The sequence below is a fragment of the Bradyrhizobium sp. ORS 86 genome (assembly GCF_045571475.1).
Taxonomy (GTDB): Bacteria; Pseudomonadota; Alphaproteobacteria; order Rhizobiales; family Xanthobacteraceae; genus Bradyrhizobium.
In genome coordinates, this window is sequence record NZ_CP120699.1 from 2,030,615 (window position 1) to 2,042,985 (window position 12,371).

Annotated in this window: 10 protein-coding genes; 4 read left to right on the forward strand and 6 right to left on the reverse strand. The window is 59.6% G+C overall.

Translation table 11 applies throughout. The features are described 5' to 3' along the window. Window positions 1-221: 221 nt before the first annotated feature. Window positions 222-413: a hypothetical protein gene (locus P6U25_RS09260; protein WP_280973362.1), complete on the reverse strand. Its 192-nt coding sequence runs from the start codon at window positions 411-413 to the stop codon at window positions 222-224. 679 nt (window positions 414-1,092) lie between these two features. Here P6U25_RS09260 and P6U25_RS09265 point away from each other — a divergent pair. Continuing rightward, on the forward strand, window positions 1,093-2,334 hold the full coding sequence (locus P6U25_RS09265; protein WP_407151075.1) for a cytochrome P450: 1,242 nt from the start codon (window positions 1,093-1,095) through the stop codon (window positions 2,332-2,334). A 117-nt stretch (window positions 2,335-2,451) separates the two neighbouring features. On the opposite strand, the gene P6U25_RS09270 is transcribed toward P6U25_RS09265, so the two are convergent. Continuing rightward, complete coding sequence (locus P6U25_RS09270) at window positions 2,452-2,604, reverse strand: hypothetical protein (protein WP_280973360.1); 153 nt, start codon at window positions 2,602-2,604, stop codon at window positions 2,452-2,454. 764 nt (window positions 2,605-3,368) lie between these two features. Here P6U25_RS09270 and P6U25_RS09275 point away from each other — a divergent pair. Beyond that, window positions 3,369-4,640: a pitrilysin family protein gene (locus P6U25_RS09275; RefSeq protein WP_280978222.1), complete on the forward strand. Its 1,272-nt coding sequence runs from the start codon at window positions 3,369-3,371 to the stop codon at window positions 4,638-4,640. A gap of 80 nt (window positions 4,641-4,720) precedes the next feature. Then, window positions 4,721-6,004, forward strand: a complete 1,284-nt coding sequence (locus P6U25_RS09280) for a M16 family metallopeptidase (protein WP_407152473.1) — start codon at window positions 4,721-4,723, stop codon at window positions 6,002-6,004. A gap of 590 nt (window positions 6,005-6,594) precedes the next feature. Here P6U25_RS09280 and P6U25_RS09285 read toward each other — a convergent pair. Continuing rightward, a complete protein-coding gene (locus P6U25_RS09285) occupies window positions 6,595-6,756 on the reverse strand; it encodes a DUF2934 domain-containing protein (protein WP_280973359.1) in 162 nt (53 codons plus the stop codon). 63 nt (window positions 6,757-6,819) lie between these two features. Between P6U25_RS09285 and P6U25_RS09290 the strand changes: the two genes are divergently transcribed. Then, window positions 6,820-7,131, forward strand: a complete 312-nt coding sequence (locus P6U25_RS09290; protein WP_280990708.1) for a hypothetical protein — start codon at window positions 6,820-6,822, stop codon at window positions 7,129-7,131. A 2,709-nt stretch (window positions 7,132-9,840) separates the two neighbouring features. On the opposite strand, the gene P6U25_RS09295 is transcribed toward P6U25_RS09290, so the two are convergent. From P6U25_RS09295 to P6U25_RS09305, 3 genes are all read right to left on the reverse strand, one after another. After that, on the reverse strand, window positions 9,841-10,062 hold the full coding sequence (locus tag P6U25_RS09295) for a hypothetical protein (RefSeq protein WP_280973357.1): 222 nt from the start codon (window positions 10,060-10,062) through the stop codon (window positions 9,841-9,843). Between the two features lie 228 nt (window positions 10,063-10,290). Next, on the reverse strand, window positions 10,291-10,782 hold the full coding sequence (locus P6U25_RS09300; RefSeq protein WP_407151076.1) for an Hsp20/alpha crystallin family protein: 492 nt from the start codon (window positions 10,780-10,782) through the stop codon (window positions 10,291-10,293). A gap of 80 nt (window positions 10,783-10,862) precedes the next feature. Beyond that, a complete protein-coding gene (locus P6U25_RS09305) occupies window positions 10,863-11,321 on the reverse strand; it encodes an Hsp20 family protein (RefSeq protein ID WP_280973355.1) in 459 nt (152 codons plus the stop codon). Window positions 11,322-12,371: the final 1,050 nt, after the last annotated feature.

The window sequence follows — 12,371 nt, forward strand, 5'->3', positions numbered from 1 at the left end:
TCGATCCACGGCCACGCAGCTTGCAAGATTGACGTCGCCGGAAAGAGAAAAGAAATGCATCTCCCTGATGAAATGAAGCAGCGTTGCCGTTTCTCCATTAGGTCTTGAAGGAGAATTGTCTACGTCAGACCGACGGCGCTCGGTCGCGAGCTAAAAGTTCTGCAGCTCCAAAATGTCAGACATAAATCGAGAGTCGTCCAACCTTGTGATCCACCGGCACACTATTCGCGCGCGGCAAGTTCAACGATCGTCGCCGTGTCGAGGATTCGACCGGCGAGGTCCTTGATCAGGACCTCGTTGCCGGCTTCGGCGAGTTCGTGGGCCTTGGCTAGAGCTTGCTTTGCTGAAGAAACAACAACTCGAATGGCACCGTTGCCGTTTTTCGAATACACTTGATATGCTACGTCGCTCATCGTCCACTCGCTGACGATGGCTTCTAATGCCTTTCCAGATCAGCGCCTAGTGCAAACGAGCCACAACTCGCAAACCTCCGAAACAAACGCAGAGGGTACGCCTGTCTGCAATTGGTCTCAGGTCCGTCTCCTGGCCGCCCGATAACCAACCGCAAACGCTTAAACGACGGATCATCCGCTTGGTCGCGATATGTGTTGTACGTCGCGCCTGCCTTCTCGATCTGGCAGGCGCATGAGAAGCTTTCCAGGTGCGAAACTGCTTGAGCAGGCACCGTTGCTCAAGCATTCGGTAATGTCTGCGCAAGAAGCTGCTCCGCCGTCTACCGCATCGCCTAAGACAGGTTGATACGGTAAGTCTGCCCCGAGCGTGCGGAGCTCCGTGACATGCACTCCGAAAAGAGGGCGAACAGGGCCGCTTGCGACTGCGTCCTGGCCTTACGTCACCTCCAGCGTGCGGCCATCCTCCCGTCTTGACGCTGATAGGCTTCAGCCGCTCACTGAGCGGATCGATTTGAAAAGTCAATATGATCTCTACTGCCGGATCTGGCAGGGGTGGGCCATCTGCACTTTGGGATACTCTCAAGCCCGTTCGCAGCCAAATGCCACAGTGGTTCGAAGCTTTGAATCGCGACTTGTCGATCGGCAAGCTCCCGAGAGAGCAGAATCTGCGGAGATGATGATGAGAAAGCGATCAGAGCACTATGGAGCTGATGATGAGTGCAATATCCCGCTGAGCAATCTGGATGTAAGCGAAGCCAGGCGGTTTCGAGACGACAGTATATGGGGATGCTTCGAGCGGTTGCGACGGGAAGACCCGGTCCACTACTGTCAGGACAGCCCGTACGGTCCATATTGGTCCCTTACGAAATACCGAGATATCGTAGCCGTCGATACGAACCACAGAGCATTCTCGTCGGAGCGAGGTGTCACTATTGTCGACGTGCCTGATGAACATTGGGCCTCGAGTTTCATCAAGATGGGGCCGCCCAAACACGCCGAGCAGCGCTATACCGTAAGTCCGATATTCGCACCGGAAAACCTGACAAAGCTCGAAAGCTTGATCCGCTCCCGGGTCAGGACGGTCCTGGACGGCTTGCCGCGCAATGACACCTTCAACTGGGTGGACATGGTCTCCATTGAATTGACGACGCAGATGCTCGCTACGCTGTTCGACTTTCCATTTGAAGATCGGCGGCTCTTGACCTATTGGTCGGACGTCGCGGTGGCTACCCCGAAACCAGGCCACGCGATCGACAGCTGGGACAAGCGAAGCACGATTCTATCCGAGTGTCTGAGCTATTTCACCCGACTTTGGAATGAGCGCATTGATGCCGAGCCGCGCCTCGACCTGATTTCTTTGATGGCACACTCGCCGGCTACACGCCATATGGAGCCGAGTGAGTTTCTCGGGAATTTGGTTCTATTGATCGTAGGGGGGAATGACACCACGCGCAATTCGATGACCGGTGGCCTCCTGTTCATGTATCAGAATCCCTCCGAACTGCGAAAGCTACGTGACAATCCCAAGCTGGTGTCGAGCGCTGTGTCCGAGATTATTCGATACCAGACGCCCATCGCCCATATGCGCCGCAACGCTGCGACCGATTGCATCGTAGGTGGGAAAAAAATCAGAAAGGGCGACAAGGTCATCATGTGGTACATCTCTGGCAATCGCGACGAAGAGGTCATCGAGAACGCCAGCAGTTTCGTCATCGACCGCAAGAACGTACGGCAGCATCTCTCGTTCGGATTTGGCATCCATCGCTGCCTTGGTCGACATCTTGCAGAACTGCAGTTGAAAGTCCTTTGGGAAGAGATGTTGAATGCGCGGTTGGAGTTCCAGGTTGTGGGCGAACCCGAGCGTATTGCGTCTAACTTTGTGCACGGCTATTCGACACTCCCTGCGCAAATTGCAGCCTAGTCTGTGATGCTCGGGCTTGAGAGCCGGCACTCAGCACGGCATTCAATCCGGTGTCCTATCCAGGCTCGCCGCCGCACAATGCATTTGATCGGTACTGCATCTTGAGAGCGGGGGCCATCAGACAGGCGCGACGATGACGCTCCGACGCAATTGCAGCGTCGATGGATCGGTATGCTGCGGAGCGTCGTCAGGGAAGGTGCGAGCGAGGAAGAGATCGTCGAGCACAAACAAATTGCAGTCAAAGATTGCTCCGCAGTCGAGCTTCGTCATGAGCGGCCTGAATGAGGGCGTAACGGTTTGAAGACGTCATCTGCCTTGAGATACTGAACCTTAAGGCCTTGGGATGGTCAGGTAGGCGAAGAGCTTGGCGACTTGGGATTAACATATTGGCCGTGTGTCCAGATGATTTGACCCCCAATCGGCCAGGTAGTCGGCTCCAGCGGACAGGTAGTGGCTCACGGCCGATCTGAGACAGACGGACTATTGGTGTGCTGCCCGGTACCTTAGAATTTTCGCTGGATGCGCATCTGGATGCGTCTAACGGCGACCCTGGCGAAAGTTGAGCCTGCGTTGCAAATCCCGCATCGGTCTGTCGTTCGTTGCAAGTTGCCATTCTGCAGTTCGTTCCGCGCTATCGTACGTTTTAGTGCGCAATGTCGTGTTCGCAACACGCCTAGCGGCTGACTTTTGGCCAGAAGGGACGCGTCGCGCCTTGCGTCTTGCGTCACGTTGGTCGCACGTCGCACCCGTACCGGCCGTCAGGCCAGTGGCCCGGCTTTTGCTCCGCTGCGTGCCAACGACGTGCGGTCCCCCCTTTGTCGGGAATTGTCCGCTACGGAAGGCGTTATGCAACGAAGGGCGATGCCATGAAAAACTGGAATCCCGTGACGATCGAGGGGCTAGGCGCCGCCTCCGGCGCTCCTAATTTGACGACGGGCACAGCGTTGGCGGGCGAATACAGAACCGGTGCCAGGCGGAATGGTGATCTTCGTTATGTTTCAGCCGACGGGAGCGCCCTTGCCGAGACCACGCTCATCTCAGACCGACCCGAAAGCTTCACGCTTCAGAACGGTTTACAAGTCGTGGTGATACCGGATCACCGCACGCCCGTTGTGACCCAGATGATCTGGTACAAGGTCGGCTCCGCCGACGAGCCGCCGGGCAAATCGGGGATCGCGCATTTCCTCGAACACCTGATGTTCAAGGGCACGGCCAAACATCCACCGGGTGAATTCTCCCAGGCCGTGCTGCGGGCCGGCGGCCACCAGAATGCCTTCACCGGGGTCGACTATACCAGCTATTACCAGCAGGTGCCGCGCGAGCAGCTCGGCAAGATGATGGACTTTGAAGCCGACCGCATGACCGGCCTCAGTCTCAAAGAGCAGAACGTGCTGTCTGAGCGCGACGTCGTGCTTGAAGAGTTCAATATGAGCGTCGCCAACGATCCCGGTGCGCGGCTCACCCAGCAGATGACGGCGGCGCTCTACCTCAACCATCCCTACCGGCGACCTGTGATCGGCTGGCGGCAGGAGATCGAAAAGCTGGATCGCGAGGACGCGCTCGCATTTTACAAGCGGTTCTATGCACCGAACAACGCGATCCTGATCATCGCCGGCGACGTCGAGGCCGACGAGATCCGCCCGATGGTGCAGAACAAGTTTGGCGATATCCCCGCGCAGCCATCGATCCCCGCGCACCGCCGGCGACCGCAGGAGCCGACGCCGGCCGCGCCGCGCACCGTGACGCTGGCCGATCCCCGCGTCGAGCAGCGAGTGTTGTACCGCTATTATCTCGTGCCGTCGGCTCGGACCGCGACGCCCGGCGAGAGTCCCGCCCTTGATGTGCTCGCGCAACTGATGGGCGGCGGCGTCAACTCCTATCTCTATCGCGCGCTGGTCATCGACAAGAAGCTCGCGGTCAGCACCGGAGCGAGCTACGAGCGTATCTCGCTCGATCCCTCCCAATTCGAGATTTCTGCCATACCGAAACCTGGCGTCGAGTTCGACCAGATCGAGTCAGCCATCGAGGGGGTGATCGCCGGCATTGCGCATAATTCCGCGCGCGCAGAGGACCTCGAGCGGGTCAAAACACAGCTGATCGCGCAAGCAATCTATGCCCAGGACGATCACGAAATGCTAGCGGACTGGTATGGCCGCGGGCTCACGACGGGACTGAGCATCGACGATATCCGAGGCTGGTCTGACGGCATCTATGCCGTCGACGCTGGGCGGGTGCGCGAGGCCGCGCGGAAATGGCTCGACAAGAAGCGCTCAGTGACCGGCTATCTCATCAAAGAGTCAACGTGAAAGCACGGGGAGAAGCAATCATGGCCTATCTCTTCACACGGCGTGCGGTCCTTCTCGGCGGAGCCTCGCTCTCAATCGCGATGCCCACGTCGGCATCTGCGCGTTCCACAGCTAAGGCGCTTGCCGCAACCGAGATTCAGCGCTTGGTCTCACCTTCCGGTATAGAAGCCTGGTTCGTGCAGGACGCGAGCGTCCCGTTGATCGCGATGGAATTTGCCGTGAGCGGCGGCGCGACCCAGGACCCCACCGACAAACCGGGGGTCGGGCACATGGTTGCGAGCCTGCTCAATGAAGGCTCCGGTGATCTTGATTCCAAAACCTTTCACGAGCGGCTCGACCGTCGCGCCATTGAGCTGAGCTTTGGACCGACCCACGACCACTTCTGCGGTTCGTTGCGCACGCTCGAGGAGAACAAGGAGGAGGCCTTCGACCTGTTGCGGATGGCGTTAACCTCGCCCCGTTTCGACGCGGCCGATCTCGAACGGGTTCGTGCCAGCACGCTTGCGGTCCTTCGGTATGACTCGACCAATCCCTCATCGATCGCCGATCGCAAGTTCCTCGAAGTCGCCTTTCACGATCATCCCTTTGCTCGCCCGACCGGAGGCACGATCCAGAGCATGCCGAAGATCGGGGTCGCGGATCTCAAGGGCTATGTTCGACGCGTGATCGCAAAAGACACGCTCAAGATTGCGGTGGTCGGCAACGTCGATCCACAGGTTCTCTCCAAACTGCTCGACAGGACCTTCGGCAGCCTGCCAGCCAAGGGGGAGTCGACGCCGGTCCCCGACGTGGTCGCAGCCAAGCCGCCGCAGCGCGTTTTCATCCCGCTCGATGTGCCGCAGACGGTTGTGACTTTCGGCGGCCCCGGCATCCGCCGCAGCGAGCCCGATTTCATGGCCGCTTATGTCGTCAACCACATCCTCGGCGGCGCCGGCCCGACGTCGCGGCTGTTCCTCGAAGTCCGCGAGAACCGTGGGCTGGCCTATTCGGTCGGTGAGCAACTGGTCTGGATGGATCGTTCGGCCATGTTTGTCGGCCACAGCGGCACCCGCACCGATCGCGCCGGTGAGACAGTCGAAGAGATCGAGAAGCAGGTCCGTCGCATCGCCGAGGAAGGCCCGACCCAACAAGAACTCGATAATGCAAAGTCTTACCTGAAGGGCTCGCAGATGCTGGCTCTCAACACATCATCAAAGCTTGCAGGAACGTTGCTGCAGCATCAGCTCGACAAGCTGCCGATTGACTATATCGAAAAGCACAACGCCGTCGTCGAGTCCGTGGCGTTGGGGGACGCCAAGAGGGCCGCGCGCCGGCTGTGGGGCCAGGGTCTGCTCACCGTTGTCGTCGGCCGCTCCCCAAGCTGAGCACCAGCGCCGGCGGCACGTATGTCGGCATGCTCTCGGCAATGGACCTGCTCTCATCACTAGTCGACTTTCCAACCCGAACACCGATGAGGAAAGGCTCGCTCCAGGTGGCCTCGATGAGCGCGAGCGTGCACGGCAGGGACGGGCCATACCGCGAGCGAAGGGGCGCGTCGAGGTCGATCCGGTTGACGCGGCCATCCTCCATGCCGATAGTCGGGCATCATCGCGATGAGGATCGGGGAAAAAGCTCCGGCCGTGGCGCGCGACAGTTTCGACGTCCGGCGCGAGGACAAGCTGGTCGGTCACGTCCGCCGACAAACTGAGGCCGTCCAGGATATCGAATCCGCTTACGACGAAGCTTGGATGTTGGATCCCGAATGGCCGCCCGGCTTCCGTACGCAGGGGCCCCACTCGTCGCCTGCACGAACCGGACGTCGTCTATACTTGGTCCCTTAATCTGTTTCGTGAGGGCCGCACGGCTCCAGACGATCGGTGCGATCCTTCGTATCGCCGAAACGGCCGTTTTCGCGCTACTGGAAGAGATCGGCGTAGGCCTAGCCGAATCGTGGCAAATGGGGCAATTCGGGTTCTCACAGCGTGTCAGGAGCGCGGCGGGGCGAGCTTTTATCCTCGTTGAGCAATTCCTGTTCGGCGAGCCGCCAGAATTCTTCGTCCCGTCCCTCCGGCTTGCCCGCCTTCTCCCAGAGCTGATAGGCACGTGCCGCTACCGCTTCGTCAATCCGTCTGTTCATCAGACTACTCCTGACCACTCAACGAATGGGAACTTGATGCGTTCCTACGTTTTGGACTGGCCATTGAACGAACCGCCGGTACCAGCTCTTTGGGCGCCCAGCAGCCAGCGGAATTGGCTGGACACCGTTCACGACCAGCCGGTGCGGATCTTCCCCTTCAAGCACATCGATCATGGCACAACGCTCAATGACGCTCGGCAAGGACAACGTTACTCGGAGTGTTTTGAAGCCGACGATCGGCATCAGGGAGCGCCCGTCCATAACGATCATCTCAGCTGCGCGATGATCTCATCGCCGGGCACTGTGCAGGGCTCGATGTCGGCAACGGACGAGCGCGCCAGTTCGGGCGAGGTCTCGACTCGGCTTTTCGTTTGAGCATGCCGGAAGATGGTCTATCCCGGATGCTACCGCAAATCCGTCAGCGCGCCCGCCACTGGCCTCCAACAAGCCTCTGCTTTACGTATTCGGCCTGCTCCTTCGTCAGCTTCTCAGCGAAGCCGTCCTCGAACCGAGCTGGGCCCTTGCATTCTCGATCATAAACCATCCAGCCTGTGGCTCCTTGCCGAACGAGGAACCGAGCCTGCAGAGGTGCTGGGTCTTCCAAGATGGCCTCCAACTAGCGGGTGCAATTTGCCATCCAGCTTCCGTGCTGCCGTCCCTGGATTGACGGAATTTACCGGCTGTAGTCACGATGTTAGAGAGCTTCACAGGAATAGGAGGTCTCAACATTATGGTGCAGTTCGTCCTTTTCATCGTGGCGGGGACATCTCTGTTCAGCCTGGCCGGATCTCCTTCGCGGTCAGATCACGCGCAGGGATTGATCCAAGACTGTCGGCGGCTCTTTGGTTTTGGTCCCTAAGAACGCGTCAACCTTTCCGGCGCGCTTGCCTCGGCCATCTACCGTCCTTGCGGCGCGTCATCCATGCTCTAGAGACGATCGTTGATCAGGCAGCTTGCTTTCTGGTCGTGCAGCATGTCCCTGGACTGGCGGGTCGCGCGAAGGGCGAGGCAGGCGATTAGAACGATCGTGAGGAGCGCGTAGTACCGTCATTCCATGTATCGACCTTGGGTCTGAAGAACTGCGGGCTCGACAAGATCGGATAGGGTTGTAGCCTTTCAGGGCGCCTGACGATGACGGGATACTCGATTGCAACACCTTCGGCGCGCGTTCCTCAAGCCAGTGTTCGGCGGGCCTCATTGGAGGCAAATACCTTGAGGTATTCTCCATCACCGACTTTCTTGCTTGCATCTACATGGATCCAAACCGTTTCATCGGTCTCTCTCGCGATTGTGCCTGCCCCCAATTGGGATCTGAGCTAAACTCGTGAACGTTGCGCGGGTTCAACGTTTGCGTGAGGACGCGGGGCAGGCCTAGTCGGTCCGGTACGAGAGCCGACAGGCCCGGACTGCGAAACTCCCAAACGACCCCCGGCGGAAAGAGCGCCAAGGGTCGCCAACCTGGTTTGGGGACAGGTCTTCTCCCGGTTTAGGGGCAGGGGCAACCGAGAGCAAGGAATCGACTCTACAGGCGCAATGAGGTTCCTAATCGGGCCGCGTGCCAATTTCCCGAGTTGTCAGGGACCGAAGCCGATTTCGGCGAGCCACTGTCTCCGACCTGCCCGTCGAAGGCGGGACTCCCAGATGACAGAACCCGAGACGTTTCCGGAGAAGAAAGCCGAACGGGCGTGGGCAACGGCGCAAAAAACCATGGCGGCAAGAAGAATGGGTCCGGTCAGGCACCGACGAGAGCCCGTCGCCGTCACGAAAGGGCGGCAGGCCTGACGGAAAATGTCGGCGACCCGACCGACCGCTGAGCGTTCCAGATCTGCCAAGAAGGCTGCCAGAAATAGCGAAGCCGTGCGGCATGAAGGAAACCACAATACCGACTTGCGAAACCTGCAGCAACGGCGCGCGTTTCATCAATAAGCTTGGACGCGCCCCTTGGTGTCCGTCCGGAGTACGAAGGACTGCTGTGCTGTTTTGACAGGCTCGCAGGTAGACGCTGGCGTCGGCCATCGACTCGTCTCCCGCCACCCAAATCGTCGGGACCTGTCCATATTGTCGCACTTTCTATGATGCTCAATGCTGTCTCTTCGCGTCACGAACGGCTGAAGTCACCAATTGCGCTCCGAGGGGTCCTGAGTTCGGTTTCGGGAGCATCCCAATTTCAGTTTCGACGGGCAGGACGACAAGAAGAACTCCGATGTGGATCTCCGACGAACTGGAAGTCCCGGCTGACGATATGGGCCGCCGTCCAGAGCAGGCGACCGCCGGGACCGAATACGCGCGTTGTGCTCGTTCGAGCGTGTGAGCAACTCAAACATTCGCGAAAGCGCTGAGACGAAACTCGGCACAACGCCGGCGACTTGGCCAAAGCCGCCACAAAGCAAGTTAAGGCCGAAACGCCCTTGGCGACGCGGGGCTCTCGCAGCGCGCGAAAAGCGGGGCGCGTGCCCTGCAGTGGAAGCTTCCGCTGCGGATCGGTTGACGTCGCCGGCGCGCGGCCGCAATCAGGACTGTGCTCTGGTCGCCAGTGCAGGACTATGAGGTGAGGTACGAATCAACAAACGGGCGGTCCGCAGGGGCCAGTGAAGCAGGCGGTGAGGAAAGTTGGCAATAGCCGCGAGCGGGTGGAGCGACGTCTGGACTCCCGCATGAAGGAGCGCAGCCGCTAGTTTCTCAATCCGCGAATTCGGTCACCGCTTGGCGTCGGGATGAGCGTCAATATTCGCTCTTGCCGCAGCCAGCGCCTCCTGACTGGTTTGGTAAGTCATTGTCCGGATGGTCTGCCCGCCGGTCAGAGGCGTGATCTCGACCAACGAGCCGCCGCCTGGTTGCTCGATGTGCCTACAGCGGCTCTCCCTACAAAGGAAAAGGCCGCCAACCGAGGCGGCCTTACAAGGCCGATATCAGAAGAGCGAACGAGGCGATGAGGATTGCCGTACTGATGGCCACCACGACCAAGGCTCTTTCACTGCTGCTCTGTAAATCTTCGTCATCCATTGCAGCGAAACGGCTGGTTCGCGCATGCCGTTCCTGTCGGGAGTCGTTTTATGCGCGGGTCGAACTGAGACGGCCTATCGCCTATCGTAGAGCGATGCGGGCTACGGCCGTTTCCGCGATGTCTTTCGGCTCGCCAATGCACGTCCTGCTGGCCTCGACAACCTTGCGGGCCACCATCTCGCAAAGCGGATCGTTACGATCAACCAGGCCCATCGAGCGTAGAGCGAGGTTGAAGGCCTCGTTTAAGATCTCAATTTCTTCCGGCGTATATTTGCCGCCTTCTAGCACGCGATTGATTGGCATTGGCCGTCCCCCGGCCAGAACGTAAGTTCCGTTTGTGGCATGGATCTCCGATCAGGATCGGAGCAGTTGCCGCCCGATCGGAATTGCCGATTCCAGGCGGGCGGAGGGGAGGAAGATTGCCCACGTTCGTGGGGCATTCGCTTTGTCTGCCTTAGACTCCTTTTTTCCCAGGACGGGTTTTCGGTGAGGCCGGGGGGCGGCGGTGGTCGCCGCCCGTGATGGCCTCCTCTATTGCGTGCTGATCGCGATGCGCTTGATGCCCGCTCGCGGATTCTCGGACTTCGGCAGTGAGATGGTCAGGATGCCGTTCTTGAACGACGCCTCGGCCTTGTCCTCCTCGACGTTCTCAAGCGCAATCTGCCGCTGGAACGAGCCGTAGTAGCGCTCGCTGAAGTATCTGCCTTCATCCTTGCGTTCGCTCTTCTTCTCGCCGCGGATCGTCAGCACCCCATTCGCGATTTCGACCTGGACGTCGTTCTCGGTCATACCGGGAAGCTCGGCCGATATCGTCAGCGCCTTGTCAGTCTCGCTGAGTTCAATCCGGGGCCAGCCGAATTGCCCTTCCATCAGCGGGGACAGGCCCGTTCCGCCGAAGCCGCGGAAGACATCGTCGAACAGTCGGTTCATTTCGCGATGAAGCGTCATGAACGGATCGCGGGTGCCGCGGGCCGGCGCGAGCTCCTGGTTTCTTGACCAGGGAATGAGATCACGAACTGCCATGGTTTTCTCCTTCGTTGCATGAGCCATGGAACGCGGCCACGCACACGCGCCGCGTTCCGCTGTCGCACCTCAATTAGGTGTCAGGCCGCCTTCTGCTCGATCGGCGAGGCGAAAGCGGCGCCGCTTCCGATCTGAATCCGGCGCGGCTTCATGGCCTCCGGCACCTCGCGGACGAGGTCGATGATCAGTAGTCCGTCGCGGAAGGAGGCCTCCTTCACCTGGACATAGTCGGCGAGATTGAACACGCGCCGGAACGGACGGGCGGAGATGCCCCGGTACAGGAACTCGCCGGCCGCGTTCTCGGGCTTTCTGCCCTCGACGGCGAGTGCGTTCTGCTCGGCCGTCACTGTGATGTCGTCGGCCGCGAAGCCGGCAACCGCAAGCGAGATCCGATAGTGGTCGTCGCCGAAGCGTTCGATATTGTAGGGGGGATAGTGGTCTTCGCCTGCCTGCCGCAGCGTGCTGTCCACGAGATCGACCAAGTGATCGAAGCCGATCGTGGAGCGCCACAGGGGCGCGAAATCAAAGGTGGTCCTCATAGCCAAGTCCTCCAAAGAGCAAGATGGATACAAGGAGCGCAAGGCAGGAGTCAGAGCGGGTCCGATACCCAGCCCGGCGCCCGCGCCGGACCCGTAAAGGCGTCCGGCACACCGCTCTCGCGGCGAAAAATGAGTTAGGAAAACGCAAGGGCGTTTCAAGGGGTGCGCAAAAAAAATTGCAAGGCGGCGACGTGATCTGTCGGAAGCACCCGCCGCCGCGATGGAGTGCGCCAGGTAGCCATTCCGGCCTGAATATATTGTGCAGGGTGAGATCCTCGCTGTCTCAACACCGAAAAGGACCGTGACGCCTGTCAGGAGTAACGACCCTGCTTGATGAAGATTTACTCGCATCCGCGCTCGCCGCAACACCGTCCAGCGCTATCATCGGCTGCTGGAGACGGGCCTGTCGGACATCGAGCGCCAGTTTGTCAAACAGCGGGTGGCACTCGACGCGCCTGCTGCGATATTTCTATGAGCCGATTGGGGATGTGCTGTACGTTGAGGACGAGTATCGCAAGCCGGCTATGCTCGATTCGAACGAGCGGAAGGCGATGTGTTGACGGGCGTTCTACCTCTGGTCTGGTTTGGCGTCTGAGCGTTGGATCCGGAAAATCTTCGGTCGGAGACTTGCATCTCCTTCCCGGAGAATAGGACGCGTGCGGCAGACCGAAGGCGCCCGTTTGCCTCACCACAATCCTGCCGTCCGTTTCGGGACGCTAGCATTCTTGTGGCGGTTGTGCGGTGTTTGGAATTTCCAAGTCCATCTAGACAAAGCCGCCGGTATCGGCGGGCTCTTAAGGATCGCCGTCACCGCCGATGCCGGCAGAGCTTGACAGCGCAGATCCTTATGGCGGTCTGCCTGCGAGGCAGAACAAGATCGCCCTAATCCACTGCAGCTTACTATCGCCCACCTAACGCGGGCATCCCTCATCGCGGCCGCTAGCACCACCGCGGCTATCGCGGAACTGGAGCCCACGGTGATTCTGATTTTCTTGTTCATCGACGGGAATGCCCTTCGTCAGCTGCTCGTCAGCCAGGAGACCTATCCAG